General features: G+C 65.8%; 21 protein-coding genes. 12 read left to right on the plus strand and 9 right to left on the minus strand.

Features of this window, described 5'->3' with window-relative positions:
• Nucleotide 1: 1 nt before the first annotated feature.
• Together GDN70_RS12160 and GDN70_RS12165 are read right to left on the minus strand one after the other, a co-directional pair.
• Nucleotides 2-1,237, minus strand: a complete 1,236-nt coding sequence (locus tag GDN70_RS12160) for an efflux RND transporter periplasmic adaptor subunit (RefSeq protein ID WP_028143727.1) — start codon at nucleotides 1,235-1,237, stop codon at nucleotides 2-4.
• On the minus strand, nucleotides 1,234-2,676 hold the full coding sequence (locus GDN70_RS12165; protein WP_240536507.1) for an efflux transporter outer membrane subunit: 1,443 nt from the start codon (nucleotides 2,674-2,676) through the stop codon (nucleotides 1,234-1,236). Before GDN70_RS12165 ends, GDN70_RS12160 begins: the two co-directional genes overlap by 4 nt.
• A gap of 1,449 nt (nucleotides 2,677-4,125) precedes the next feature.
• On the opposite strand from GDN70_RS12165, the gene bamA reads away from it, so the two are divergent.
• The gene (bamA, locus tag GDN70_RS12180) at nucleotides 4,126-6,639 is read left to right on the plus strand and encodes an outer membrane protein assembly factor BamA (protein WP_038973430.1); all 2,514 of its coding nucleotides are present in this window, start codon (nucleotides 4,126-4,128) and stop codon (nucleotides 6,637-6,639) included.
• A gap of 58 nt (nucleotides 6,640-6,697) precedes the next feature.
• On the opposite strand, the gene GDN70_RS12185 is transcribed toward bamA, so the two are convergent.
• The 6 genes from GDN70_RS12185 to GDN70_RS12210 form a co-directional block, all read right to left on the minus strand.
• On the minus strand, nucleotides 6,698-7,930 hold the full coding sequence (locus tag GDN70_RS12185) for a Zn-dependent hydrolase (RefSeq protein WP_028142740.1): 1,233 nt from the start codon (nucleotides 7,928-7,930) through the stop codon (nucleotides 6,698-6,700).
• Nucleotides 7,923-8,708 carry an ABC transporter ATP-binding protein gene (locus GDN70_RS12190; protein ID WP_028142739.1) on the minus strand — a complete coding sequence of 262 codons (786 nt, stop codon included), beginning with the start codon at nucleotides 8,706-8,708 and terminating at the stop codon, nucleotides 7,923-7,925. Before GDN70_RS12190 ends, GDN70_RS12185 begins: the two co-directional genes overlap by 8 nt.
• Nucleotides 8,705-9,478 carry an ABC transporter permease gene (locus GDN70_RS12195; RefSeq protein WP_028142738.1) on the minus strand — a complete coding sequence of 258 codons (774 nt, stop codon included), beginning with the start codon at nucleotides 9,476-9,478 and terminating at the stop codon, nucleotides 8,705-8,707. The genes GDN70_RS12190 and GDN70_RS12195 overlap by 4 nt, the downstream gene beginning before the upstream one ends.
• A gap of 73 nt (nucleotides 9,479-9,551) precedes the next feature.
• A complete protein-coding gene (locus GDN70_RS12200) occupies nucleotides 9,552-10,496 on the minus strand; it encodes an ABC transporter substrate-binding protein (RefSeq protein WP_095427040.1) in 945 nt (314 codons plus the stop codon).
• Nucleotides 10,497-10,601: 105 nt separating this feature from the next.
• Nucleotides 10,602-11,330 (minus strand): histidine utilization repressor, encoded by a 729-nt coding sequence (gene hutC / locus GDN70_RS12205; protein WP_028142736.1) that lies wholly within the window; start codon nucleotides 11,328-11,330, stop codon nucleotides 10,602-10,604.
• Nucleotides 11,327-12,685 (minus strand): formimidoylglutamate deiminase, encoded by a 1,359-nt coding sequence (locus GDN70_RS12210; protein WP_038973428.1) that lies wholly within the window; start codon nucleotides 12,683-12,685, stop codon nucleotides 11,327-11,329. The genes hutC and GDN70_RS12210 overlap by 4 nt, the downstream gene beginning before the upstream one ends.
• Nucleotides 12,686-12,769: 84 nt before the next feature.
• Between GDN70_RS12210 and hutI the strand changes: the two genes are divergently transcribed.
• Genes hutI through hutU form a run of 3 tightly spaced genes read left to right on the plus strand, consistent with a single transcriptional unit; the run spans nucleotide 12,770 to nucleotide 17,223 of the window.
• Complete coding sequence (gene hutI / locus GDN70_RS12215) at nucleotides 12,770-13,984, plus strand: imidazolonepropionase (protein WP_152102564.1); 1,215 nt, start codon at nucleotides 12,770-12,772, stop codon at nucleotides 13,982-13,984.
• Complete coding sequence (hutH, locus tag GDN70_RS12220) at nucleotides 13,981-15,540, plus strand: histidine ammonia-lyase (RefSeq protein ID WP_152102565.1); 1,560 nt, start codon at nucleotides 13,981-13,983, stop codon at nucleotides 15,538-15,540. The genes hutI and hutH overlap by 4 nt, the downstream gene beginning before the upstream one ends.
• A gap of 12 nt (nucleotides 15,541-15,552) precedes the next feature.
• Entirely contained in the window at nucleotides 15,553-17,223 is a 1,671-nt protein-coding gene (gene hutU / locus GDN70_RS12225) for a urocanate hydratase (RefSeq protein WP_152102566.1), read from the plus strand.
• Here the strand turns inward: hutU and GDN70_RS12230 are convergent, their stop codons facing one another.
• Nucleotides 17,224-17,844, minus strand: a complete 621-nt coding sequence (locus tag GDN70_RS12230) for a TetR/AcrR family transcriptional regulator (RefSeq protein ID WP_038949244.1) — start codon at nucleotides 17,842-17,844, stop codon at nucleotides 17,224-17,226. It abuts the gene before it with no gap.
• Nucleotides 17,845-18,098: 254 nt separating this feature from the next.
• Here GDN70_RS12230 and GDN70_RS12235 point away from each other — a divergent pair, with 254 nt between their 5' ends.
• From GDN70_RS12235 to GDN70_RS12270, 8 genes are read left to right on the plus strand one after another with little or no spacing between them, the layout of a single operon-like run.
• Nucleotides 18,099-18,959: a xanthine dehydrogenase family protein subunit M gene (locus GDN70_RS12235; RefSeq protein ID WP_038949243.1), complete on the plus strand. Its 861-nt coding sequence runs from the start codon at nucleotides 18,099-18,101 to the stop codon at nucleotides 18,957-18,959.
• The gene (locus GDN70_RS12240) at nucleotides 18,956-19,480 is read left to right on the plus strand and encodes a (2Fe-2S)-binding protein (protein WP_038949242.1); all 525 of its coding nucleotides are present in this window, start codon (nucleotides 18,956-18,958) and stop codon (nucleotides 19,478-19,480) included. The genes GDN70_RS12235 and GDN70_RS12240 overlap by 4 nt, the downstream gene beginning before the upstream one ends.
• Nucleotides 19,477-21,852, plus strand: coding sequence for a xanthine dehydrogenase family protein molybdopterin-binding subunit (locus GDN70_RS12245; RefSeq protein WP_152102567.1), 2,376 nt, complete (start codon nucleotides 19,477-19,479; stop codon nucleotides 21,850-21,852). Before GDN70_RS12240 ends, GDN70_RS12245 begins: the two co-directional genes overlap by 4 nt.
• Before the next feature lie 23 nt (nucleotides 21,853-21,875).
• Complete coding sequence (locus tag GDN70_RS12250) at nucleotides 21,876-23,117, plus strand: ABC transporter substrate-binding protein (RefSeq protein WP_152102568.1); 1,242 nt, start codon at nucleotides 21,876-21,878, stop codon at nucleotides 23,115-23,117.
• A gap of 11 nt (nucleotides 23,118-23,128) precedes the next feature.
• On the plus strand, nucleotides 23,129-24,004 hold the full coding sequence (locus GDN70_RS12255; RefSeq protein WP_028142726.1) for a branched-chain amino acid ABC transporter permease: 876 nt from the start codon (nucleotides 23,129-23,131) through the stop codon (nucleotides 24,002-24,004).
• A complete protein-coding gene (locus GDN70_RS12260; protein WP_038949238.1) occupies nucleotides 24,001-24,999 on the plus strand; it encodes a branched-chain amino acid ABC transporter permease in 999 nt (332 codons plus the stop codon). The genes GDN70_RS12255 and GDN70_RS12260 overlap by 4 nt, the downstream gene beginning before the upstream one ends.
• Nucleotides 24,996-25,751 (plus strand): ABC transporter ATP-binding protein, encoded by a 756-nt coding sequence (locus tag GDN70_RS12265; protein ID WP_152102569.1) that lies wholly within the window; start codon nucleotides 24,996-24,998, stop codon nucleotides 25,749-25,751. Before GDN70_RS12260 ends, GDN70_RS12265 begins: the two co-directional genes overlap by 4 nt.
• Nucleotides 25,744-26,463 carry an ABC transporter ATP-binding protein gene (locus tag GDN70_RS12270; RefSeq protein ID WP_049801795.1) on the plus strand — a complete coding sequence of 240 codons (720 nt, stop codon included), beginning with the start codon at nucleotides 25,744-25,746 and terminating at the stop codon, nucleotides 26,461-26,463. Before GDN70_RS12265 ends, GDN70_RS12270 begins: the two co-directional genes overlap by 8 nt.
• The last annotated feature ends 1 nt before the right edge of the window (nucleotide 26,464 follow it).

The raw sequence follows: 26,464 nt of genomic DNA on the forward strand, positions 1-26,464 counted from the left end.
GTCAGGGACCTCCGCCTCCCGGCGGGCCGCCGGGCATGCCGCGTGATGCGGTCTGCTCGTTCGCCTCGCCGGTCACGACACGTTCGCCCTCGTCGAGGCCGGACTTGATCTCGACAATGGTGCGATCGTTGAGGCCGGTCTTGACCTCGCGCTCGCGGATGTCACCGGACGCGGCGAGCGTGCGCACCGTGCTGCGGCCGTCGGACTTTCGCATCACCGCGAGCGCCGGGATCACCTTCACGCGCTTGGCCTCGCCGGTGACGATGTGCACCTCCGCGGTCATGTAGGTCCGCAGCGAGAGCTCCTTGTTCGGCACGTTGAAGACGCCGATGTAGTAGATCGCCGTGCTGGTCGAGCTCGACGAGCTCGTGCTCGAAGTCGAGCTGGTGGTGGTCGAGGAGAAGCTGGCGTCGTTCTTGATCGATTCGGGCGCCGGCTCGATCTGCTCGAGCCGGGCCTCATAGCGATGGTCCTGGTCGCCGAGGATGGTGAAGTAGAGCGATTGCCCCGGTCTGACCTTGACGATGTCGGCCTCGGAGATCTCCGCCCGCACCGTCATCGTCGCGAGTTGGCCGAGCACGACGATGGTCGGCGCGGACTGCACCGCGTTGACCGTCTGTCCTTCCTGCACCACGGTGGCGAGGACCGTGCCGTCGATCGGCGCGGTGATGCGGGTGTATTCGAGGTTCACGCGTGACGTCTCGACGCTGGCTTCCGCCCCCACGATCAGGGCTTCGAGGGCGGCGATCTGGGCGCGGGTCTGCCGCACGGTCGAATCCGCGCTGTCGAAGTCGCTTCGCGACGTCGCGCGTTGCGCCAGGGTCGCCTGCTGGCGCGCGAGATTGGCCTCGGCCAGCACCAGCGCGGCCTCCTTCTCGACCTTCTGCGCCCGGTAGTTCTTCAGCGACGCCTCGGAGCTGCGCAGATCGTTCTGCCTGGTGACGGGATCGATCTGAGCGATGACGTCGCCGGCCTTCACCGTGTCGCCGACGCGGACGTTGAGGGCGGTGATCCGGCCTGACACCTGCGCGCCGACCGCGGTCAGCCGCGCCGGCTTCAGCGTGCCGCTGGCGAGCACCTCCTCGCGCAAATCGCTGACGGTGACCGGCGCCGTGATGTAGGACTGCGCCTTGCTCGACGTTCCCGGAAAGCGCGTGGCCGCGACCACGCCGGTCGCCACGACGGCAATAATCGCTGCGGCGATCTTCAGGCGTCTGGCGGTGATGATCTCGGTCACTTCTGCGCCTCCCGGAAGTGAGGTCCCGTGTTGGTGTCCACGATAACAGGCGTCGATACGTCGACCGGATCGGACCAGCCGCCGCCGAGCGCCTTTGCCAGCGCGATGTAATCCTTGGCAGCCGACACCTTGCTCTGGATCAGCGAATCCTCGGCCGAATAGAGCGAACGTTCGGCGTCCAGCACGTCGATGAAGCTGGCGCTGCCGGTCTCGAACAGCGATCGCGACAGCCGTGCGGCTTCGCGGTAGTTCCTGGCCGCCTCCGTCAGCTTGGTGGCGCGCACGCGTTCGCGCGACAACGAGACCAGGGCATTCTCGACGTCCTCGAGCGCGGTGAGCAGGGTCGAATGGAACGTGGCGAACGCCTGGTCGCGTTGCGCCTCCGCAATCCTGACCGTGGCCAGGCGCTTGCCCGCGTCGAACACCGGTACGGTGATCGAGGGGCCGACCGACCAGCTGACGCTCGAATATTTGGCGAGATCGCCGGCCCGCAGCGCAGAGGTGCCGACCGAGCCGGTCAACGACACCGCCGGATAGCGGTCGGCCTCCGCGGCGCCGATCTTGGCGGTCGCCTGCGCCAGCTTGCGCTCGGCACTGGCAATATCGGGACGGCTCATGAGGAGATCGGCGGGCAGTCCCATGGGAAGCGGCATACGCGGCGCCGGCACGGGCGCGGACTGCGCCATCGACGAGGCGACGCCGCCGGGCGGCCGCCCGAGCAGGATTCCGAGCCGGTGAACGTCGGCCGCAAGCGCCGCCTGATAGGTCGGAACGTTGGCTTCTGTGCTTGCGGCCTGCGCGGTGGCCTTGGCGAGATCGACGGCGTTGCCGCTGCCGGCCTCGTATTTGCTGCGGGTGAGCTTTTCGGTGTCGCGCTGCGAGACCGCGGTCCGCTGCGCCAGCGCGATCCGGGCCTGATAGCCGCGCGCCTCGACGTAATAGGCGGCGACGTCGCCGATCAGCGTGACGAGGCTGTCGCGTAGATCCTCCTCGGCGGATTGCGCACCATGCGCCGCGGCCTCGATGCTCCGCTGCGTGCCGCCGAACAGGTCGAGCTCCCAGCTCGAATCGAAGCTTGCCTGGTGAAGTGAGTAGGGCGCACTGTCGACGAGGACGGACGAGGAGCCGGCACTGGACTTGTTGCTGGTCACCGAGGCCGTGCCGCTCACGGACGGAAACAGGCCTGCCGTCGTCTGTTGCAGCGTGGCGCGCGCCTCGCGCACGGCCGCTTTCGCCTTCGCGACATCAGGGTTGGCTTCGATGGCCTCCTCGATCAGCCGGCTGAGCAGGGGATCGCGCAAGCGCAGCCACCAGCGGTCGAGCTTGCCGGCGTCCCGATGCGGGGCGGTGTTGGTGCTCCAGTGCGAGGGCAAGGCGAGCTTGGGCGGGCCGGCATAATCCGGGCCGACCGCGCAGCCGGCCAGGGCGCTGCCCAGCATCAGCGCAACGCAGGCTGATCCGGCGCGCGACATGGGGCTGCGCAACGGGGCGGGCTTCGGACGATGCGTCTCCTTGGCCGTTGGCAGGGGACTTGCGGCGAACGAGTACGACGGCATCAAATCGGCTGAAATCCACTGACCTCGGCTCGGAGGGAGCTCATGGCCCTCAGGGGCAGGACGAGGCAGCCGCCACTAGCCGGCCGATCGTGGCCTTTCGGCAGCGGGAATGTTGCTGAATGTAAACAGGTATTGCAGGACGTCTCGGCGCTGCCGAAGCGGTGATGTCCCGCAGCCCGGATGGAGCGAAAGCGTAAATCCGGACTGCTCGCCCGGCATTTTGCACCGTCCCGGATTCCGCTAGCGCTCCATCCGGGTTACGCGACCCGCCTGTGTCGCCGCGTGTCAATCCGCTCCGTTAAAAATATTCCACTTTACCGAAATTCGGTTTCGACGTATGTGTCGTCCATCCCGGCTTGACCTTGAGGGGCGATCGCGCGTCGTCACGTTTCGCGAGCCGGGTTGCGGTGGACGCGGCAGCGTCGGCACGAAAAGGTAGCGGGCAGGGCGGGTCGTCCCTGTGAGCCCGAAACCGCGTGCGGACGAGCGACGCTGAACGCGTACGGCAAAACCGTGTGGTCCTGGCCGTCGTTGCTACGGTCAAGCTTCCGCGGAGGTGCGAGCGAGCCCAACCGGGCAGACTGCATCATCCAATTCGCGGGGCGAGGGAGGCCAGAAGGAAAGTTCGGCTCCCGGGAGAGCACGGCATAAGCCGTCCGACCACCGCGCAGGGAAGGCCGAGTGTTCGGCACCACCTGTATGCTGCTGTGCGGTTCTTTCTGCGTGTGCATTTCGCGCAGCGGACCGCGGGTGCGAGCTGGCACCCGGCCTTCCCTGCGCCCTCTTGGATTGGAGGGTGGAGAGTTGAAGCAAAGCTCGGGCGAAATCCGCCGCGAGGCCGCGAAGGTGTGTTTGCGAGCTGAGCTGCGTGCCACAAACTCGATATCGTAGGGTGGGCAAAGCGCAGCGTGCCCACCATCCTCGCACCGCAATTGAATTGGTGGGCACGGCGCTGTGCGCCTTTGCCCACCCTACGACACTGCACGCTGGGATGTGCATTGGAGCATCGCAATGACGGTGGAGAGACCGGGCGCCGCACTCCGCTCTCGTGCCCCGGCTCTGCAGCGCAGCGCTCCCGGCGATGCGAAGCATCGTCCGGTGCGGTGCGCTGCAGAGCCGGGGCCCATCTCGCCGCGTCTCGCCGTGTTGCCCTGGGTCCCGGCGCTGCGCCGCAACGCTGCGCGTTGCAGCTTGTCCGGGACATGAACGCCGCGGCGCGACCGGCCGCCCGCACGAAATTCAACGCGTAGAAACAATGCGGAAATCTCAAAGCCACACCGCGGCCACAGGGCTCCCGTCTTCAGGGCATGTGAAGTGCTGCTGAGGTGTGGAATGCCGTTTTTGCGGACCTGGCTGATCGCCGTGGCGATGAGTGCTGTATCGATTGCGAGTTCGCTTCCGCTTGCACTGCTGCCGCAGCCGGCGGCCGCGCAGGCGGCGGAGACGATCGTCGTCGAAGGCAATCGCCGGGTGGAGGCCGAGACGGTCCGCTCCTACTTCAGGCCGGGCCCCGGCGGGCGTCTCGATCAATCCGCCATCGACGACGGGCTCAAGGCGCTCATCACGACGGGCCTGTTTCAGGATGTGAAGATCAGCCAGGCGGGCGGCCGCATCGTGGTGTCGGTGGTGGAGAATGCCGTGATCGGCCGCATCGCCTTCGAGGGCAACAAGAAGATCAAGGACGAGCAGCTCTCGGCGGAAATCCAGTCCAAGCCGCGCGGGACGTTCTCGCGCGCGCTGGTGCAATCCGACACCCTGCGCATTGCCGAAATCTACCGGCGCTCCGGCCGCTACGACGTCCGCGTTACCCCTGAAATCATCGAGCTGCCGAACAACCGTGTCGATCTCGTCTTCACGGTCGAGGAGGGCGCCAAGACCTCGGTGAAGTCGGTCGAGTTCGTCGGCAACAGCGCCTTCTCGGCCTCCCGCCTGCGCGACGTCATCAAGACGCGCGAGAGCAATTTGCTCAGCTTCCTCGGCAGCAACGACATCTACGACCCCGATCGCGTCGAGGCCGACCGCGACCTGATTCGCCGCTTCTACCTCAAGAACGGATTCGCCGACGTCCAGGTCGTGGCCGCGCTCACCGAATACGATCCGGATAAGAAGGGCTTTCTGGTCACCTTCAAGATCGAGGAAGGTGCCCAATATCGCATCGGCTCCGTCGATTTCCGCTCCGGCATTCCCAATTTCGACGCGGGCTCGCTCCGCAGCTATTCGCGCGTCAGTGCCGGCTCGCTCTACAACGTCGAATTGGTCGAGAAGTCGACCGAAGAGATGCAGATCGAGGCCTCGCGCCGCGGCTATGCCTTTGCCGTGGTCCGGCCCGGCGGCAACCGCAATTTCGAGGCGCACACCGTCTCCGTCGTGTTCAACGTCGACGAAGGCCCGCGGAGCTATATCGAGCGCATCAACCTGCGCGGCAACACCCGCACGCGCGATTACGTGATCCGCCGCGAATTCGATCTCTCCGAGGGCGATGCCTACAACCGCGCGCTGGTCGACCGCGCCGAGCGGCGGCTGAAGAACCTCGACTACTTCAAGAGCGTCAAGATCGTCACCGAGCCCGGCTCCTCCAGCGACCGCGTGGTCCTGATCGTCGACATGGAGGAGAAATCGACCGGCGACTTCTCGATCTCGGGCGGCTACTCCACCACCGACGGAGCACTCGCCGAAGTCTCGATCTCCGAGCGCAACCTGCTCGGCCGCGGTCTCTACGGCAAGGCCTCGGTCAGCTATGGCCAGTATTCACGCGGCATATCGCTGTCCTTCGTCGAGCCCTATCTGCTCGACTACCGGATGGCGCTGGGGTTCGACACATATTGGAAGCAGCAGAAGTCGAACAGCTATACGAGCTACGGCGTGACCACGCTCGGCTTCTCTCCGCGCATTGGCCTTGCATTGCGCGAGGACCTTTCGCTCCAGCTCCGCTATTCGCTCTATCAGCAGAGCATCACGCTCGCCAGCGCCTACAACAATTGCAACAACAACGCGTCCAACGCCTCGCTGGCCTACAACCCGACGCCGTCCTACATCCAGAACGTCCTGGGCGGCGTCGACCCGACCAACTCCACGAGCTCGGGGGTCTATGGCTACGGCTGCTACGGCGACGGCGAGTCGAGCCTGCCGGTCCGGAAAGAACTGGCGAACGGCGCGACCTGGACCTCCGCGCTCGGCTACACGTTGAGCTACAACACACTCGACAACACCAAGAACCCGACGGACGGATTGCTGGTCGACTTCCGGCAGGATTTCGCCGGGGTCGGCGGCGACGTCACCTATTTGAAGACCGCGCTGGACGCCAAATACTACACGCCGCTCGTCTCCGAGATCGTCAGCGTGATCCATCTCCAGGGCGGCCTCCTCGGCAAGCTCGGCGATCAGGACCTGCGCATGCTGGATCACTTCCAGATGGGCCCGAGCCTGGTGCGCGGCTTCGCTTCGAACGGTATCGGTCCACGCGACATCACCTATTGGAGCCTCGGCGCCAGTGGCGATGCGCTCGGTGGCACGAAATATTGGGGCGCGTCCGCGGAATTGCAGATGCCGTTCTGGTTCCTGCCGAAGGAGGTCGGCCTGAAGGGCGCGGTCTATGCCGACGCCGGATCGCTCTGGGGCTATCAGGGGCCGACCTCGTGGTCGGCCACGGGCGAAGTCAACACCAAGGCGTGCCCGACCTGCGGATTGCAATATGACGACGGCAACACGGTGCGGTCGTCGGTCGGCGTCGGCCTGATCTGGGCCTCCCCGTTCGGGCCGCTGCGCTTCGACTACGCCGTGCCGATCACGAAGGGCAAATATGACGTCGTCCAGGAGTTCAGGTTCGGAGGAGGGACGTCGTTCTAGAGCATGATCCGGAAAAGTGTGGCGCGGTTTTCCGAAAGATCATGCCCAAAAAAGGGCGTCAGCCCGCAAGAATCCGCCGGCAGGCTTCGACGTACACCTCCGCGCCGGTGACGATATCGGCGTCGGCGGTGTCTTCAGTCCAGTGATGGCTGATGCCGCCGATCGAAGGCACGAACAGCATGGCGGCGGGCATGACGGTTGCCAGCATCTGCGCGTCGTGGCCGGCGCCGCTGGGCATGCGAATGGATCGTCCACCGGCCAGCGCCTTGCTCGCGGCGTCGATTGCGTCCTGAAAGCTGGGATTCATCATGGCAGGCGCACCGGTGCGAATCTTCTCGACGGTCACGGTGCAGGGACCGTTCGCGCTGGCCTCGTCCGCCATTGTTCGCAGCAACTGCTCCAGCCGGGCAATGACGGCCGGATCGTCATCGCGGATCTGGAACAGCATCTCCGCTCCACCCGGAATGATGCTCGGCGCGCCGGGATCGAGCGTGATGCGCCCGGTGGTCCAGACCGTGCGCGGACCGCAGGTGTCAGGAAAACGCTGGTCGATCGCGACGCAGAATTTGGCCAGCGCCAGCCCGGCATCCTTGCGCACGGCCATGCGCGTCGTCCCGGCGTGATTCTGTTCACCGGTGAAATTGATACGGTATTGCCAGATGCCGACGATGGAGGTGACGACGCCGATCGCGAGCTTGCCGCTTTCGAGCGTGTCGCCCTGTTCGATATGGGCCTCGAGATATCCGACGTGGCGGCCCGGCTCGACGCCGAGGCGCTCGCGACCGGAGAGCCCGATCTCGGCGAGGGCATCGCGCATGGTGCGGCCGCTGGTGCGGTCGCGCGCGGCGTCGATCTCGGCTTCAGTCACCTGGCCGACATAGGAACGCGAGCCGAGGAAGCTGCCGAAATGCCCTTCCTCGTCGCACCAGGCGACGACTTCGACGGCGCCTTTGACGGTCGGATCGGCATTGAGCACGCGCGCCGCCTCGAGCGCATAGACGACGCCGAGCGGGCCATCGAGCCAGCCGGCGTAGTTCTGGCTCTCCAGATGCGAGCCAGCCAGCAGTTTCGGCCCGGACTTGGCGCTGGTGCCGAACACATTGCCGATGCCGTCGATCGCAGCGGTAAGACCGGCGCCGGGCAGCTTCTGAACCAGCCAATCCAGCGACTCCTTATGCGGCTCGGAGAAGGTCGGCTTGTGCACGCCGGTCTTGTAGGTGCCGATGGCACGGAGTGCGTTGAGGTCGGCGAGGACGCGCTGGCCATCGGCGCGCGGCTTGGTGTCAGGCATGCTCAGTAACCTTCAGCGCCTCGGTGCGGATCTCCTCGACCAGCCGTTCCTTGAGCTGGACGAATTCCGGCGTGGTCTTGATCTTGTAGGAGCGCGGATGGGGCAGGTCCACTGTGATCTCGGCCTTGATACGGCCGGGGCGCGCGCTCATGACGATGACGCGGCTGCCGAGGAAGATGGCTTCCTCGATGTCGTGGGTCACGAACAACACGGTCTTCTGGTCGCGCTCCCAGATCCCGAGCAGCATCTCCTGCATCAATGCGCGGGTCTGGTTATCCAGCGCGCCGAAGGGCTCGTCGAGCAGCAGGATCTTGGGATCGTTGGCAAGCGCGCGGGCAATCGCCGTGCGCTGCTGCATGCCGCCGGAGAGTTGCTTGGGCCAGTGATTCTCGAAGCCGGACAATCCGACCTGGCGGATGAAGGCGTCGGCGATCCTGTAGCGTTCGTCCTGCGACACGCCGCGCTCGCGCAGGCCGAAGGCGATGTTCTCGCGCACGGTGAGCCAGGGAAACAGCGTGTAGGATTGGAACACCATGCCCCGATCCGCGCCGGGGCCGGTGACCTCGCGCCCGTCGAGCGTGACGCGGCCGCTGGTCGGACGGTCGAGGCCCGCGACGATGCGCAGCAGCGTGGACTTGCCGCAGCCGGAAGGGCCGAGGATGGTGACGAAATCGTTGTTGCCGATGACGAGATCGGTCGGCTCCAGCGCCCTGGTCGGCGCGTTGCCGTGGCGCGCGGGGAAGGTGCGCGAGACCTGTTCGACCTTGAGGATCGTCATGCGAGCCTCCACGGAAACAGCCAGGCGTTGAACGCCTTGAACATGAAGTCCGAGAGCAGGCCGATCAGCCCGATCACGATGATGCCGAAGATGATCTGTCCGGTGTTGAGCAGCGCCTGGCTGTCGGTGATCATGTGACCGATGCCGGAGGACGAGCCGATCAGCTCGGCGACGATGACATAGGTCCAGGCCCAGCCGAGCACCAGCCGCAGGATCTCTGCGATCTCGGGTGCGGAGGAGGGCAGCAGCACGCGGCGGATGATGCCGCGGTCGCGGGCCCCCAACGTATAGGCCGCCTCGACCAGATCGCGCCGCGTTGCGCCGACGGTCACGGCGACCATCAGGATGACCTGGAATACCGAGCCGATGAAGATGACGAGGAGCTTCTGCAGTTCGCCGATGCCGGCCCACAGGATCAGAAGCGGAATAAACGCGGAGGCGGGCAGATAGCGCGCGAAGGAGACGAACGGTTCGAGGAAGGCTTCGACCGGCTTGTAGGCGCCCATGAGAACGCCGAGCGGCACTGCGATGATCGCTGCGAGCGCAAAGCCGCCGACGACGCGCCAGATCGTCATGCCGATGTCGAACACAAACCCCTGCTTGGCCAAGAGGTCATAGCCTTCCTGCACCATGGTCAGCGGGTTGGCGAGAAAGGTCTTCGACACATAGCCGCCGAAGGTCGCCCACGACCAGAGGGCGACGAACACCACGAAGAACGCAAGGCCGTAGGCCACGCGCTGCTTCGATGTAACAGGGTCCAGGGGACGCATCAAACTGTCTATCCGGGCGATGAAGAGAAATGCCGGCCCCGCCGCAAGACGGGACCGGCAGCGCTAGAAGAAGTTACTTGATGAAGCTGGCGTCGAAGAGATCCTCGACCTTTGGTGCGGCCTTGATGATGCCGATCTCGAGCAGCAGCTCGGCAGCCTCCTTGTTGAAGGTCAGGAAGTCGCCGGCGAAGAACTTCTGGTTCGCGGCCTTGTCCTGCCAGCGCAGATATTTCGCCGAGTTGCCGAATTGCTCGCCGCTCTGCTTCACGTCGGCGCCCATGATCTCGTAGGCCTTGGCCTGGTCCTTGGCGATCATGTCGAGCGCCTCGAAATAGCTGTCGGCGAGCGCCTTGGCGGCCTTGGGATTCTCCGTCAGGAATTTCGGCGTGCAGCCGAAGGTGTCCATGACCATCGGATAGTCCAGCGTGGTGGCGATGATCTTGCCCTTGTCGGGCGCGGCGCGCACGGTCGAGAGGTAAGGCTCATAGGTCATCGCCGCATCGTTCTGGCCGGAGACGAAGGCCTGCGCGGCGGCGGCCGGCTCGAGGTTGACGACGGTGACGTCCTTCACGGTGAGGCCGTTCTTCTTGAGCATCCAGGCCAGCGCGAAATAAGGCGAGGTGCCGGGCGCGGAGGCGGCGACGGTCTTGCCCTTCAGGTCCTTGATCGCGGCGACGTCGTTGCGCACGGCCATGCCGTCGGCGCCAAAGCTCTTGTCGAGCTGGAAGATCTGCTTGGTCGCAACGCCGTTGGCGTTCCAGGAGATCCAGGTCTCGACCGTGGTCGCCGCACACTGGATGTCGCCGGACGCGATCGCGAGGTGGCGGTCCTTCTGCGGAATTTTCTTGATGGTGACGTCGAGACCGTTCTTCTTGAAGATGCCAGCCTCCTTCGCCAGCGTCAGCGGCGCGAAGCCGGTCCACCCGGAGATGCCGATTCCGACCTTGACGTCGTCGGCGAGCACGGGAGTGGAGGCCGAAAGAGCAATGATTGTCGCAAATATCGTCGAACTACGCATGATTGTCGTCCTCTTGCCGATCGATGGATTGACGTCCTGTTGATCATTGTCGGTCCAGATGGACCGTTGCCCGAAGCGTTGCACGATTTGTGCCGACATATCCTCTCAGCCTCCCTTGAATCGCGCGACAAGGCGGTGAGAGTCACCGGGATAGAGCAGGCGCACGGCAGTGATGGTGCGTGCGCTGCGCCAGGTGTAGCGGTCGATCACGAGGCAGGGCGCGCCGACGGCGATCGCGAGCGCATCCGCCGTGCGATCGTCGGCGACGATGGCGCTGATGGTGTGCTCGGCCTCCGTCCACGGGACATGATGAAGCAGCCACGACCCCGGCGGTTCGCGCGCGAAATCCGCGGTTGCGGCCTCCGGCACCGAGGACAGATCAATCAGCCTGTCCTCGACCGCAAAAGGCACTTTGTCGGCGCTGTGCCGGCAGGTAATCGCGACCACCTTGCCGGCCTTTTTCACGCCGAGACGGTCACGGTCGGCGGCAGTCGCAGCCCGCAGCTTGCGACCGATCAACTCGTAGCCGTAGCCGCGCCCCAGTGCGGTGATCTCGGCGCGGATGTCGGCGATCTTGAGCACGGCCGACTGATGCTGCGGCCGGCGCACGAAAGAGCCGGCCCGCCGCCGCCGCTCGATCAAATCGGCCTGCGCGAGTTCCGACAACGCCTTGTTGACGGTCATGCGCGAGCAGCCGTAACGGGCCACCAGCTCATGCTCGAACGGAATGCGATGCCCCGGCGGCCATTCGCCGGTCAGGATGCGCGTCTCGATGTCGGCGCGGATGCGCTTATAGAGCGTCGGCTTGTCGGCGGCATCGGTCGCAAGGCTCATGCGAGGAGCCTCCGCGCCGTCGCGTTGAAGCGTTCGCGCGCCCCCTGACGCAATTTGTGCCGGCCGCCTTCGACGACCTTGTGGCCGCCGGCCCAGACGCAATCGATCGCGCCACTGCTCGCGGCAAAGATCCAGCCGTCGATGGCTGCGTCGCCGGCGCGTCCCGATAGCGAAGGATGCGCCGTGTCGAGCGTGACGATGTCGGCCCGCGCGCCCGCGGCGAGGCCGACTGTCGGCTGTGCCAGCGCTTGCGCGCCGCCCGCAAGAGCATGGTCGAATAATGTACGACCGGTGGAACGGCCCGCGCCGCTGGAGAGCACGTTGCGCTCGCGATGCTTCAGCCGCTGGCCATATTCGAGCTGGCGCAATTCGTCGGCGACCCCGACCAGGACGTTGGAATCAGTGCCCACGCCGAACGCACCGCCGGCGCCGAGAAATTCGCGCGCCGGAAAGGTGCCATCGCCGAGACTCGCTTCGGTGACAGGGCAGAGGCCCGCCACCGCCCCGGTCTTCGCGAACGCGGCGACTTCCTCGTCCGTCGTGTGAGTCGCGTGGATAAGGCACCAGCGCCGGTCGAGGGGCGCGTGCTCCAGCAGCCATTGCACCGGGCGCCGTCCCGACCAGGCAAGGCAGTCCTCGACTTCCTTCACCTGCTCGGCGGCGTGGATATGCACCGGCCCGCCGTCGGCAAGCGGAATGATCGCCGCAAGCTCGTGTGGCGTCACCGCGCGCAGGCTGTGCGGCGCGATGCCGATATTGGCGTCGGGCAATGCGCTGATCGCCTTGCGCGACGCAGCCATCAATGCCGCGAACTGATCGACCGAGCAGATGAAGCGGCGTTGGCCGTCATGAGGCGCTGCGCCGCCGAAGGAGCCGTGCGCATAGAAACTCGGCAGCAGCGTCAGGGCAATGCCGGAGGCTTCGGCTGCCTGCGCGATGCGCGCGGCCGTCTCGGCGGGATCGGCATAGTGCGAGCCGTCGCGATCGTGGTGCAGATAATGGAATTCACCGACGCGGGTAAATCCCTGTTCGAGCATCTCGACATAGAGGAGAGTCGCAACGGCGGCGACGTCATCGGGCGTCATTGCGAGGGCGAAGCGATACATCGTCTCGCGCCAGGTCCAGAACGTGTCGGTGGAATTGCCGCGCAGCTCAGCAAGGCCCGCCATGCCGCGCTGGAACGCGTGACTGTGCAGGCTCGCAAGTCCCGGAAGCGCGATGGCGTGGCGCTCGTCGCCGGCCGCCGGCTGCACACCCGCGGACACCGCCGCGATCGCGCCGGCGGTGATCACCACCTGCACGTCATTGGCCCAGCCCGAGGGCAGGAGCGCGGAGGCGAAATGCAGTCGGGTCATGATTACACGCCGGCTGGACAGAACGGTCCCACGATTATATGTCTAGACATATAAGTCAAGCATCCCACGCGAAGGGACCGTTGCATGGCAGAGCGCTTCGACCGGATCTGGCACAATGCCCGGCTTGCCACGATGGGGGCCGACCGGCCCGATCTCGGCGAGATCGGGCGGGGCCTGATCGCCGCGCGCGGCGGACGTATCGCCTATGCCGGTGCGCAGGCCGATTTTCCGGCGGATGCCGATGCGGCGGAACGGACCGATTGCGAGGGACGCTGGATCACGCCCGGCCTCGTCGACTGCCACACCCATCTCGTCTATGGCGGCAACCGCGCGCACGAGTTCGAGCTGCGCCTGAAGGGCGCGAGCTACGAGGAGATCGCGCGCGCCGGCGGCGGCATCGTCTCCACGGTGGCGGCGACCCGCAAGGCGAGCGAGGCCGATCTCGTCGCGAGTGCGTTGCCGCGGCTCGATGCGCTGATCGGCGAGGGCGCAACCACGGTCGAGGTCAAGTCGGGCTACGGCCTCGACACCGAGACCGAGATGCGACAGCTCGCGGCCGCGCGCAGCATCAGTCGCCAGCGGCCGGTTGCGATCCGCACCTCCTTCCTCGGGGCGCATGCCCTGCCGGTGGAGGCGGAGGGTGACAAGGATCGCTATATCGATCTCGTCTGCAAGGAGATGCTGCCAGCCGTTGCGAAGGCCGGTCTTGCCGACGCCGTCGATGCCTTCATGGAGGGCATCGCGTTCTCGGCGGAGCAGACTGCGCGGGTGTTCGAGACGGCGAGGGAGCTGGGGCTGCCGGTCAAGCTTCATGCCGACCAGCTGTCGAACCTCGGCGGTGCTGCGCTCGCTGCAAGATTCTCGGCGCTGTCGGCCGATCATCTCGAGCATACCGACGAAGCCGGCGCCGCCGCGATGGCGAAGGCCGGCACGGTGGCGGTGCTGCTGCCCGGCGCATTCTACTTCATCCGCGAGACGCAGAAGCCGCCGGTCGAGGCGTTCCGCAGCCACGGCGTTTCCATGGCGCTCGCGACCGATTGCAATCCCGGCAGCTCACCGCTGACCTCGCTCCTGCTCACGATGAACATGGGCGCGACCCTGTTCCGGATGACGGTCGCCGAATGCCTCGCCGGAATCACCCGCGAGGGCGCGCGGGCGCTGGGCGTGCTCGATGAAACCGGCACGCTGGAAGCCGGGAAATGGTGCGACCTCGCGATCTGGGACATCGAGCGTCCAGCCGAGCTTGTTTATCGCATCGGCTTCAATCCGCTGCATCGCCGGGTGTGGAGGGGCCAGTGACGGAGCAGGGCACCGCGATCGTCGTCAAGCCGGGAGCGGTCAGCCTCGACGATCTCGCGCGCGTGCTGGAAGGCGCTTCCGTCGTGCTCGATCCGTCGTTCTGGCCACGCGTCGAGGCGGCAGCCGAAATCGTTGCAAGGGCCGCGCAAGCCGACGCTCCCGTCTATGGCATCAACACCGGCTTCGGGAAGCTCGCCTCGAAGCGCATTCCGCCCGGTCAGACCGCGCTGCTCCAGCGCAATCTGATCGTGTCGCATTGCTGCGGCGTCGGCCCAGCCACGCCCGAGCCGATCGTGCGGCTGATGATGGCGTTGAAGATCGTCTCGCTCGGGCGCGGCGCTTCCGGCGTGCGCCGCGCGGTAATCGAGCAGTTGCAGGCCATGCTAGCGCGGGGCGTCACGCCGCTGGTGCCGCAGCAGGGCTCGGTCGGCGCCTCCGGCGATCTTGCGCCGCTCGCGCACATGACGGCGGTGATGATCGGTGAGGGGCAGGCGATCGTCGACGGGAAAACCGTGTCCGGCGGTGAAGCGCTCGCCGCGGCCGGCCTCGCGCCGCTGACGCTCGGCCCCAAGGAGGGGCTCGCGCTGATCAACGGCACGCAATTCTCGACCGCCTACGCTATTGCCGGCGTGCTGCGCGCCTTCGGTCTGGCTCGCGCTGCGCTCGTCACCGGCGCATTGTCGGTCGATGCGGCGATGGCCTCGACGGCGCCGTTCCGTCCCGAAATCCAGGCGCTGCGCGGTCATGCCGGGCAGATCGCCGCGGCCGCAACGTTGATGGCGCTGCTGGATGGCAGCGACATTCGTCTGTCGCATCTCGAAGGCGACGAGCGCGTGCAGGACCCATATTGCCTGCGCTGCCAGCCGCAGGTTGCAGGCGCCGCACTCGACCTGATCACGCAGGCCGCGCGCACATTGATTGTCGAAGCCAACGCCGTCACCGACAATCCGCTGGTGCTGGTCGAAACCGGCGAGATCGTTTCCGGCGGCAATTTTCACGCCGAGCCTGTGGCCTTTGCCGCCGACGCGCTCGCGCTGGCGCTGTCGGAAATCGGCGCGATCAGCGAGCGGCGCATTGCGACGCTGGTCGATCCCGCCCTGAATTTCGGCCTGCCGCCGTTCCTCACCCCAGATCCCGGCATCAATTCCGGCTTCATGATCGCCGAGGTGACGGCCGCCGCGCTCTATGCTGAGAACAAGCAGCGCGCGGCAGCCTGCTCGATCGATTCGACGCCGACCAGCGCCAACCAGGAGGACCATGTCTCGATGGCCGCACACGCCGCGCGCCGCCTGTGCGACATGGCCGACAATCTCGCCGCCATCCTCGGCATCGAGCTCCTGGTTGCCGCCCAAGGCATCACGCTGCGCGCGCCGCATGCGACCAGCGCGCCGCTCGTTGCTGTCATCGCCGCATTGCGCGAGCAGGTGCCGGCGCTCGGTGCGGACCGCTACATGGCCGGCGATCTCGCCAGGGCCGCTGCACTGATCGAGGCCGATGCGCTGCCGAGCGTGGCGCTCACCATGCTTCCAACTGACCCATTTCCGCGACTTGCCTAAAGAGGTGCCCGCATGAACCGCCGACTGGACAATGACCGCACCATCCGTGCGCCCCGCGGCAGCGACATCAGCGCCAAGAGCTGGCTGACGGAAGCGCCGCTGCGCATGCTCATGAACAACCTCGATCCTGATGTCGCGGAGCGCCCGAGCGAGCTCGTGGTCTATGGCGGCATCGGCCGCGCCGCGCGCGACTGGGAGAGCTTTGACCGGATCGTTGCGGCCTTACGCAAGCTCGAAGCCGACCAGACGCTGCTGGTCCAGTCCGGCAAGCCGGTCGGCGTGTTCCGCACCCATGCCGATGCGCCGCGCGTGCTGATCGCGAACTCCAACATCGTGCCGCATTGGGCAACGCTCGACCATTTCAACGAGCTCGATCGCCAGGGCCTGATGATGTACGGCCAGATGACCGCGGGGTCCTGGATCTATATCGGCAGCCAGGGCATCGTGCAGGGCACCTACGAGACCTTCGTTGAGGTCGGCCGCCGCCATTATGGCGGCAGCCTTGCCGGCAAATGGATTCTCACCGCTGGCCTCGGTGGCATGGGCGGTGCGCAGCCGCTGGCCGCGACCATGGCCGGCGCTTCGATGCTCGCGGTGGAATGCCAGCCGAGCCGCATCGAGATGCGGCTGCGCACCGGCTATCTCGATCGCCAGGCCGCAACGCTCGACGAGGCGCTGGCGATCATGGTAGAGGCCGCCAAGACGAAGAAGGCGATCTCGGTCGGCCTGCTCGGCAATGCCGCGGAGATCTTCCCGGAGCTGGTGCGCCGCGGCGTCAAGCCCGACATCGTCACCGACCAGACCAGCGCGCATGATCCGATCAACGGGTATTTGCCCAAGGGCTGGACGCTCGCCGAGTGGGAAGCCAAGCGCGGCTCCGATCCGAAGGGGGTCGAGCGTGCATCGAAGACGTCGATGGTCGAGCATGTCCAGGCGATGCTGGATTTCCATGCGCAGGGCATTCCGACGCTCGATTACGGCAACAACATCCGCCAGATGGCGCAGGACATGGGCCTGAAGAACGCCTTCGATTTTCCCGGCTTCGTGCCGGCCTATATCCGCCCGCTGTTCTGCCGCGGCGTCGGGCCGTTCCGCTGGGCTGCGCTGTCGGGCGATCCCGAGGACATCTTCAAGACCGACGCCAAGGTGAAGGAGCTGATGCCCGACGACAAGCATCTGCACAATTGGCTCGACATGGCCAAGGAGCGCATCAAGTTCCAGGGGCTGCCGGCTCGGATCTGCTGGGTTGGCCTCGGTGACCGCCATCGCCTCGGCCTTGCCTTCAACGAGATGGTGGCACGCGGCGAGCTCAAGGCGCCGATCGTGATCGGCCGCGATCATCTCGACAGCGGCTCGGTGGCAAGCCCCAACCGCGAGACCGAAGCGATGAAGGACGGCTCGGACGCGGTGTCCGACTGGCCTCTGCTGAACGCGCTGCTCAATTGCGCCAGTGGCGCGACCTGGGTGTCGCTGCATCATGGCGGCGGCGTCGGCATCGGCTATTCCCAGCATGCCGGCATGGTGATCGTGGCCGACGGCACGCCGGAAGCGGCCAAGCGGATCGAGCGTGTGCTCTGGAACGATCCGGCGACCGGCGTCATGCGCCATGCCGACGCGGGTTACGAGACCGCGATCGACTGCGCCCGTGACAAGGGGCTCGATCTGCCGAGCCTTGCGAAGTAGCTAGCTGCTCGCCAGCAGCTTCGGCATCGTCGTCTTCGCGCCATCCATGAAGGTCTGGACGGCGTCCCGGACGATGGCGTCGAGATCGGGCGGGATCGGCGTCTCGTAGATGAATTTTCGGATGGCGAGATAGAAGATGCGGCCGTGCAGGCCCCAGAACAGCTCGGTCTCGCGCTCACCCAATGAGTGAGCTTTCGAGTCGGGCAGTTTGAGCTCGTGGCGCAGTTCGGCCGCCGCCGGTTCGATGATCTCGCGGCGGACGATGTCGAGATAGCGGCTGGTGATGCCGAATGACTTCATGCCGGAGAACACGAAGATCCGTACCCAATTGTATTCGAACACGCGTTCGACATAGTCGAGATAAAAGCGTGTGAGCCTTGCTTCGAGTGACAACGAACGGTCGCGGATCATCGGTCCCCAATCGGGCGACCAGCGGCTGAGATAGACCTCCTGGTAGACTCGCTCGATCAGCGCTTCCTTGCTCGGGAAGTGGCGGTAGATCGCCGAATGCGTGATGCCCATGCGCTTGGCGAGCTCGCGGGTCTGACCCTCGAAGCCGCGCTCGGCGAAGAAGCGGATGGCCTCGTCCACGATCGCGCGCTCGCGGTCGGCCGCGCGCATGTTGCGACGCTTTGGCGCGGACTTGCTGCCTGTCTCGGTCCGCTTGCGGACCGGTCGCCTCAAAGTTTTCTGCGCTCTTCGGGCCATCTCGTCGCTGAATCAACGTAACCCTGTCTTCATAACCCAAGGTGCTTTTGTGACCAAATGGTCATTTCCTGTTGACCGATCTCGGGAGCCGTGTCAGGATTTTGAGACCAGATGGTTACAAATCTGACATCCCGGCTGATGAGCCGATGGATATCGAGGAAACGGCAGTGAAGGCGCGGGCTTTCAGCTATTTTCGGGCTGCGACGATCGACCAGGCGCTGGATGCTCACGCACGCGCCGGGGACGATGCGCGTTTCATCGCCGGCGGCCAGAGCCTGGTGCCGGCGCTGTCGCTGCGGCTGCAGGCGCCGCGGCTGCTGATCGACATTACGCATATCGACGAACTGTGCGGCGTCAGGCGTGAAGGTGACAGCTTGCGCATCGGTGCGCTGACGCGCCACTGCGAAATGCTGAGCGAGCCGCTGATCGCCGAGTTCGCGCCGCTGCTGCACGCTGCGGCACCGTTCGTCGCCCATCCCGCGATCCGCAACCGCGGCACGCTCGGCGGCAGCGTCGCACTGGCCGACCCCGCCTCCGAATTTCCGGCGATGACCTTGGCGCTGGATGCCGAGATCGAGATCGCCGGGCCCTCAGGCCGCCGGCGCGTCAAGGCCGACGACTTCTTCATCGACCTGTTCGAGACGGCGCTACAGCCCGGCGAGCTGATCACCGCGATCTACGTTCCGCTGTTCAGGGCGGATCAGCGCTTTGCGTTCGACGAGCTGGCGCGGCGGCGCGGGGATTACGCGCTGGTCGGTTGCGGCATCCTCGCGACCTGCACCGGGGAGCGCATTGACGACATCCGCATCTCCTTCTTCTCCGTCGGCAACACGCCGACACGGGCCAAAGGGGCGGAAACAATTTTGATCGGCGCGAGCCTGGATGCGGCATGCATCGCTTCCGCGCAAGGCGCGCTCGAAGGCGATCTCGCGCCGCCCGAGAGCGACGAGGTGCCGCCGGCGATGCGGCTGCATCTCGCCCGCGTATTGCTTGGCCGTCTGCTCGGACGTCTCGGTGAGGGAGCATGAGCGGCTTCGACGACAGCCTGCTGAACGAGGCGGACGAGACGGTGCGAGTCCGCCTCGTCGTCAACGGACGCAAGGTCGCCTGCGAGGTCGCGCCGCGCGAGACGCTGGTCGATTGCCTGCGCGACAGGCTCGAGCTGACGGGCACGCATGCCGGCTGCGAGATGGGCGCTTGCGGTGCCTGCCTGGTGCAGCTCGACGGCCGCGCCGTGCATTCCTGCCTGATGTTTGCGGTGCAGGCTGATGGCGGCAGGATCGACACGATCGAGGGGCTCAGCGAGAGCGGCCTGCTCGCCGATCTCCAGGCCGAATTTCATCGCCGCAATGCGCTGCAATGCGGCTTTTGCACGCCGGGCATGCTGATCAACGCCAACGAGCTGCTCTCGCAGACGGCGCAGCCGAGCCGCGACGAGATCCGCGACGCGCTGTCGGGCAATTACTGCCGCTGCACCGGCTATGAAGCGATCGTCGATGCCATCGACGCGGTGGCCAAAGCGCGCAGCGCACGCGGAGGCGCAGCATGAGCGCGCCGCTGACCTCGCTCGATCGGCCCAACTCCTATATCGGCCGTTCCGTGCCGCGGCCGAACGCCAAGCGGCTGTTGGCCGGGCGGGGACGTTATGTCAGCGACCTCCGTCTGCCGCGTATGCTCTTCGCCGCGTTCCTGCGTAGCCCGCATGCGCATGCGAAGATCGTCGCGATCAAGACCGAGCAGGCGCGTGCAATCGAAGGCGTGCATCTCGTCGCCACCGGCGCCGATCTCGCCAGGATCTGCACGCCCTGGACTGGCACGCTCGATCATTTCAAGGGCATGACCTCCGCACCGCAATTGCCGCTGCCGCTCGATCGCGTGGTCTGGGCCGGACAGGCGGTGGTCGCCGTCGTTGCCGAGAGCCGGACGATCGCCGAAGATGCGCTGGAGCTGATCGAGGTCGACTACGAGGACCTTCCCGTCGTCGTCGACATCGACGGCGCACGCGAGGCCGGCGGTCCGCTGGTCAATCCCGGCAGCGCCAACAACACCTGCTTCCGCAGCCAGCTCGACAACGGCGCTGTCGATGACGCCTTTGCGCATGCGGCTCATGTGGTGGAGGAGGAGTTCTCCTTCGGCCGCCATACCGCAGTGACGCTGGAGCCGCGTGCCATCGTTGCGGATTACGATCCGTCCGCGGGCACGCTCACCGTGCATCACGGCACGCAGACGCCGTACCAGTTCCAGGATCTCTACTCCCGCCACTACGGCATCCCGGAGGCGGGCGTCCGCGTCATCGCGACGGACATCGGCGGCTCCTTCGGGATGAAGCTGCATGTCTATCACGAGGACATGGCGGTGGTCGGTCTCTCGATCCTGCTCGGCCGTCCCGTGAAGTACGTTGCCGATCGCATGGAGTCCTTCGTCTCCGACATCCACGCGCGCGACCACCGCGTCCGCGCCCGCATGGCGCTCGATGCCAGGGGCGAGATCCTGGCGATGGACGTGCTGGATCTGACCGCGATCGGCGCGTTCTCGACCTATCCGCGCACCAGCGTGGTCGAGGGCAACCAGGTCATTCGCCTGATCGGCGCGCCCTATCGCTTCAAAAATTACCGCGCCACGCTGGAGGTGATCTTCCAGAACAAGGTGCAGACCAGCCAGTATCGCGCCGTCGGCCATCCCATCGCCTGCGCGGTGACCGAGCGTCTTGTCGACATGGCAGCAGGCAAGATCGGCCTCGATCCCTTCGCCATCCGTGCGCGGAACGTCATCCCGGATAATGCCTATCCGCAAACCTCGCCGACCGGCTACCGTTTCGAGGCGCTGTCGCATCAGGCGTGCCTGAAGCGCCTGCACGAGATGATGGACTATGACGGCTTGCGTGCCGAGCAGGCGGATTTGCGCAAGCGCGGCGTCTATCGCGGCATCGGCATCGCCGCCTTCGTCGAGATCACGAACCCCAGCCCTGCGTTCTATGGCGTCGGCGGCGCGCGCATCTCCTCGCAGGACGGCGCCACTCTCAGCCTGACGCCGTCGGGCGAGGTCCGCTGCCTGATCTCGGTCACCGAGCAGGGGCAGGGCACCGAGGCGATCATCAGCCAGATCGTGGCCGACCAGCTCGGCCTTGCCCAGGAGCACGTCAAGGTCATCACCGGGGATACCGAGGTGACGCCGCATGGCGGGGCGACCTGGGCCTGCCGCGGCGCCGGCATCGGCGGCGAGACCGCGCTGCAGGCGACGCGCGCGCTCAAGCGCAACATCCTGGAGATCGCCGCGCTGATCCTCCAGGAGCAACCGTCGGCGCTCGACATCGTCGATGGCGAAATCGTCGACGCAGGCACGCGGAACCCGCGGATTCCGATCTCCGAGATCGCACGCATTGCCTATTTCCGCTCCGACACACTGCCGCCGGGCACGCAGGCGCAGCTCACCGTGAGCCATCATTTCGCGCCGCAGGGCTATCCCTTTGCCTTCACCAACGGCATCCAGGGCTGCTCGCTGGAGGTCGATGTCGAGACCGGTTTCATCAAGCTCCTGAAGCATTTTATCGTCGAGGATTGCGGACGCGTCATCAATCCGATGCTGGTCGACGAACAGCTCCGCGGCGGCATCGTGCAGGGGCTGGGTGCTGCGCTGTTCGAGGAATGCCGCTACAGCGACACCGGTCAGCTCATGAACGGCTCGCTCGCCGATTACCTCGTGCCGATGTCGATGGAGATGCCCGATATCGTCATCGCCCATGTCGAGACGCCGACCGCCGATACCGAGCTCGGCGCCAAGGGGGTCGGCGAGGCCGGCACGGCGGCGGCGTCGGCTTGCGTGCTCAATGCGGTCAACGATGCGCTCGCGCCGTTTGGTGCCACGATCAATTCGATCCCGATCACGCCTGCCAAAGTCCTGAAAGCCCTGAAGCGTTTCTAGAAAAAAGACAATTGGAGGAAATCATGCCCAAATCCGGTTCGACGTCGAAGATAACTCGCCGTACGGCACTCGCCGGCCTCTCGGCCGGCGCGGCGCTGCTTGCCATGCCCCGGCTCGGCCGCGCCGCGGACGAGACGATCCGCATCGGCTTTCCGACGCCGCTGACCGGCCCGTTCGCGGCGGAAGCGCGCGATCAAGTCAAATGCGCCGAGCTGGCGGTGAAGCTCGTCAATGACAAGGGCGGCATCGGCGGCCGCAAGGTCGAGCTGCTGGTGCGCGACGACAAGCTCAACGCCGGTGAGGCCGCGACGCGTACGCTCGAACTGATCGAGAAGGACAAGGTTCATGCCGTAGTCGGCGCGCTCTCCAGCGCCGTGCAGCTCGCGGTCAACGAGGTTACCCGCGCCCGCGGCGTGATCTACGTCTCGATCAGCCAGTCGGACACCATCAACGAAGCCAAGGATTTCAGCAAATACACCTTCCATGAAGCGCTGAACCCGCACATGACGACAGCCGCGGTGGCGCGGCAGACGCTGAAGAAGGGTATGAAAGTCGCCCATCTCGTCGCCGATTATGCGTATGGCCATGAGATGCTGCGCGGCTTCAAGCGCGCGCAGGCGGCGATCGGTGCGGACAATGTCGGCGAGATCCTGCATCCGTTCGGTGCTGCCGACTATTCGACCTTCATGCCGCGCCTGATGTCGATGCGGCCGGACGTGCTCTGCATCTCCAATTTCGGCCGCGACCAGGCCAATGCGATCAAGCAGGCCGTGGATTTCGGCGTCAAGCAGCAGATGAAGATCGTCGTCCCCGTCATCCTGCACAACCAGCGGCTCGCGGTCGGTCCTGACGTGTTCGAGGGTGTGGTCGGCGGCGCCAATTATTATTGGGGCCTGGAGGCGCAGAGCAAGTCGGCCGCCAGCTTCAACGCGGCGTTCAAGGCCGCCAATGGCGGCGCGATCCCGACCGATTACGGTGCTTACGGCTATTCCGGCGTCGGATCGCTGCTGGCAGCGATGCAGGCCGCCGGCGGCACCGACACCGATAAGGTGGTCGATGCGCTCGAGAAGCTGCAATATGATCTGACCAAGGGGCCGCAGCATTACCGCAAATGCGACCATCAGTCGGTTCAGTCGGTGCTGGTGCTGGAGTCCAAGAAGAAGTCCGCCATGGCGGGCGACAACGATCTGTTCGCCATTCTCGCCAACGACACCGGCTCGGACGACATGCTGCGCAGCTGCAGCGAGCTCGGCCACGCCACCTGAAGCCTGTGACGATGGACCTGTCGCTGATCATCATGCAGCTTCTCTCCGGGATCGCCCTTGGGGCGGTCCTGGTGATCACTGCGCTTGGACTGACGATCGTGTTCGGCATGCTCGGGGTGGTCAATTTCGCCCATGGCGCGCTGTTCATGATCGGGGCCTATGCCGGGCTGTATCTGGCCTCGCTCACCGGAAGCTTCTGGTGGGGGCTGCTGCTCGCGCCCATCCTGATCGGCGCTTTCGGCATGCTGATCGAGTTCGTGCTGATCCGCAGGCTGTATGGACGCTCGATCGACGATCCGCTGCTGCTCACCTTCGGCCTCAGCTACGTCCTGGTCGAGGGCGTGCGCATCGTGTTCGGCAGCGACGGCATTCCGTTTCCGACCCCGCCGCAGCTGATCGGCGTGCTCGATCTCGGCATCGGCTTCTTCCCCCGCTACCGCCTGTTCGTCATCGCGCTGGTGGCGGTGGTGCTGCTGGCGCTCTGGCTGACGCTGGAGAAGACCCGTGTCGGCCTGATCGTGCGCGCAGGTGCGCGCGATCCCACCATCATGCAGGTGCTCGGTGTCGACATCGGCCGGGTGTGGCTTGCGATCTTCGGGCTCGGCGTCGGTCTCGCCGCGCTGGGTGGCGTGCTCGCCGGGCCCATGCGCAGCGTCAATCCGGAGATGGGCTCGCTGGTACTGGCCGAAGCCTTTGTCGTCACGGTGATTGGCGGTCTCGGCTCGATCGTCGGCGCGGTCGTGGCCGGCCTCATGGTCGGCATTTCCATCAGCCTGGTGGCGCTGTTCGCGCCTGAAATGGCGACCATCGTCATGTTCGCGCTGATGGCGGTGGTGCTGCTGATCCGCCCGCAAGGCCTGTTCGGCGTGAGAGGGAGGACGGCGTGACGCACCCTTCGAGCGGCGAGGCTCTCGCCAAGCCTGCGCCGAGCGGGCTCGGCCGGCTTCTCGACCACCGCGTGCTGCTCTCCATCGCCGTGCTGGCGATATTGCCTTGGCTGCTGCCGTCCAAGGCGCTGGCCGTCAACGTCCTGATCTACGGTGTCGTGGTGATGGGCTACAATCTGCTGTTCGGCTACACCGGGCTGTTGTCGTTCGGGCAGGCCGCGTTCTTCGGGGCGGGTGCATACTTTACCGGCATTGCGATCGGCCGCTATGGCGTGCCGTGGTTTGCCGCGGTCGCGCTCGCCGTGGGTCTCAGCACCTGCCTGGCGGCCCTGATCGGCATTGTCTCGACGCGCACCCGCGGCATCTATTTCTCCATGGTGACGCTCGCTTTGGCGCAGCTCGTCTACTACGTCGCGCTCCAGGCGTCCTCCTTCACCGGCGGCGAGAACGGCCTGCGCGGCTTCACCGTCGACCGCATCAGCCTGTTCGGCCTCCAGGTCAATTTCCTCGACCCCATCAACAAATATTACGTGCTGATGGCCTTCGCGGCGCTGGCGATGTGGTTCCAGTCGCGCATCCTGAACTCGCCGTTCGGGGCCGTCATCGAGGCGATCCGCGAGAACGAGCAGCGCGCGCGGGCCTGCGGCTACGACGTAGAGCGCAGCAAGCTGGTCGTGTTCATGCTGTCGGGCGCGATCTCCTCGCTCGGCGGTTGCATGCTGGCGCTGCATCTGTCGATCGTGCCGCTCGACATCCTGCACTACCAGACCTCGGGCATGATCGTGATGATGGTGCTGCTCGGCGGCGCCCGCAGCTTTTTCGGACCCTTCGTCGGCGCGGCGAGCTTCCTGATCCTGGAGGATGTCATCTCGCTCTGGACGCCGCATTGGCAGATCTTCGTCGGCGCGATCTTCGTGCTGTTCGTGCTGTTCCTGCCCAAGGGCATCTGGGGCACGCTGCTGGATGCCCTTCGCATCGGAAAGGCGCGGCGATGAGCGGCGAACTGCTTCGCGCCGAGGGAATCGGCAAGCGCTTCGGCGGCTTTGTCGCGCTCGAGGATATTACCTTGTCCTTTGCGGCGGGGCAGCTCACCTCGATCATCGGGCCGAACGGTGCCGGCAAGAGCACGTTCTTCAACATCCTCTCAGGTGCACTGACGCCGACCTCCGGCAAGCTGCATTTCCGGGGGCGTGAGCTGAACGGCCTGCCGCAGCACCGCTTCGTGCACCAGGGCATTTCACGGTCCTACCAGATCACCAACATCTTTCCGGACCTGTCGGTGCACGAGAACGTCCGCGTCGCGGCCCAGGCGCTGGCCGTGAGCTATGACATCTGGCGGAATCGCGCGCGGCTGACCGAATTGCATGCGCGTGCCGATGCGGCACTCGACGCGGTGGGGCTTCTCGGCAGGCGAAGCGAATTTGCAAAGTTCCTCTCGCACGGCCAGCAGCGCGCGCTGGAGATCGCGATCGCGCTGGTCTCCGAGCCCGAGTTGCTGCTGCTCGACGAGCCGACCGCCGGCATGGGTCCCGAAGAGACCAAGGACATGGTCGCGCTGCTGGAACGGCTCGCCGACAAGCGCACGGTACTGCTGGTGGAGCACAAGATGAAGATGGTGCTGGGCCTGTCCAAGCGCGTCGTGGTGCTGCACCACGGCCGCCTGCTCGCGGACGGCGCGCCGGACGAGATCAGGAGCAATCCGGAAGTCCGCCGGGTCTATCTCGGACAGAGTGAAGGTTATGGCTGAGACAGCGCTGCTCGAAATCGAAGATCTCCACGCCTGGTATGGCGCGAGCCACATCCTCCACGGCATTTCGCTGCACGTGAAGGAGGGCGAGGTGGTTGCCCTCGTCGGTCGCAACGGCGCCGGCAAGACCACGACCTTGCGAACCATGATGGGCCTGATGCCGAAGGCGACCGGCCGCGTGCGCTTTGCTGGCATGGAGCTCCTGCCGTTGCGCGCCCATCAGCGCTTCCACCTTGGCCTCGCTTACGTGCCCGAGGAGCGGCGCATCGTTCCCGGGCTGTCGGTGCGCGAGAACCTCCGGCTCGGTCTCGTCGCGGCCGGCAGCGGCATCGAGGAGCGGGCCGCGATCGACGAAATCGCCGCGACCTTTCCGCGCCTGAAGGAGCGCCTCGAGCAGGAGGGCGTGACGCTCTCCGGTGGAGAGCAGCAGATGCTGGCGATCGCGCGCGCACTGATCGGCAAGCCCAAGATGATCCTGCTCGATGAACCCTCGGAGGGCATCATGCCCGTCCTCGTCGAGGAGATGGGCGTGCTGTTCCGCCGCCTGCGTGACGAGGGCAAGACGCTGCTGTTGGTCGAGCAGAACGTCGAATGGGCGCTGCGGCTGGCCGACCGCGCCGTGATCATCGACCAGGGCGAGGTCGTGCACGAGAGCAGCGCTGCGGCGCTGCTCGCGGACAAGGACATCCAGGAACGCTACTGCGCGGTCTGAC

Source organism: Bradyrhizobium sp. TM102, from assembly GCF_009176685.1.
Taxonomy (GTDB): Bacteria; Pseudomonadota; Alphaproteobacteria; order Rhizobiales; family Xanthobacteraceae; genus Bradyrhizobium; species Bradyrhizobium ottawaense.

Coding starts and splice junctions, on each gene's coding strand:
- GDN70_RS12245 (WP_152102567.1), top strand. CDS start 19,477: ATGAGCGCGCCGCTGACCTCGCTCGATCGGCCCAACTCCTATATCGGC.
- GDN70_RS12190 (WP_028142739.1), bottom strand. CDS start 8,708: ATGACGATCCTCAAGGTCGAACAGGTCTCGCGCACCTTCCCCGCGCGC.
- GDN70_RS12240 (WP_038949242.1), top strand. CDS start 18,956: ATGAGCGGCTTCGACGACAGCCTGCTGAACGAGGCGGACGAGACGGTG.
- GDN70_RS12200 (WP_095427040.1), bottom strand. CDS start 10,496: ATGCGTAGTTCGACGATATTTGCGACAATCATTGCTCTTTCGGCCTCC.
- hutC (WP_028142736.1), bottom strand. CDS start 11,330: ATGAGCCTTGCGACCGATGCCGCCGACAAGCCGACGCTCTATAAGCGC.
- bamA (WP_038973430.1), top strand. CDS start 4,126: ATGCCGTTTTTGCGGACCTGGCTGATCGCCGTGGCGATGAGTGCTGTA.
- GDN70_RS12255 (WP_028142726.1), top strand. CDS start 23,129: ATGGACCTGTCGCTGATCATCATGCAGCTTCTCTCCGGGATCGCCCTT.
- GDN70_RS12185 (WP_028142740.1), bottom strand. CDS start 7,930: ATGCCTGACACCAAGCCGCGCGCCGATGGCCAGCGCGTCCTCGCCGAC.
- GDN70_RS12210 (WP_038973428.1), bottom strand. CDS start 12,685: ATGACCCGACTGCATTTCGCCTCCGCGCTCCTGCCCTCGGGCTGGGCC.
- GDN70_RS12265 (WP_152102569.1), top strand. CDS start 24,996: ATGAGCGGCGAACTGCTTCGCGCCGAGGGAATCGGCAAGCGCTTCGGC.
- hutU (WP_152102566.1), top strand. CDS start 15,553: ATGAACCGCCGACTGGACAATGACCGCACCATCCGTGCGCCCCGCGGC.
- GDN70_RS12195 (WP_028142738.1), bottom strand. CDS start 9,478: ATGCGTCCCCTGGACCCTGTTACATCGAAGCAGCGCGTGGCCTACGGC.
- GDN70_RS12270 (WP_049801795.1), top strand. CDS start 25,744: ATGGCTGAGACAGCGCTGCTCGAAATCGAAGATCTCCACGCCTGGTAT.
- GDN70_RS12165 (WP_240536507.1), bottom strand. CDS start 2,676: ATGCTGGGCAGCGCCCTGGCCGGCTGCGCGGTCGGCCCGGATTATGCC.
- GDN70_RS12250 (WP_152102568.1), top strand. CDS start 21,876: ATGCCCAAATCCGGTTCGACGTCGAAGATAACTCGCCGTACGGCACTC.
- hutI (WP_152102564.1), top strand. CDS start 12,770: ATGGCAGAGCGCTTCGACCGGATCTGGCACAATGCCCGGCTTGCCACG.
- GDN70_RS12230 (WP_038949244.1), bottom strand. CDS start 17,844: ATGCGCGCGGCCGACCGCGAGCGCGCGATCGTGGACGAGGCCATCCGC.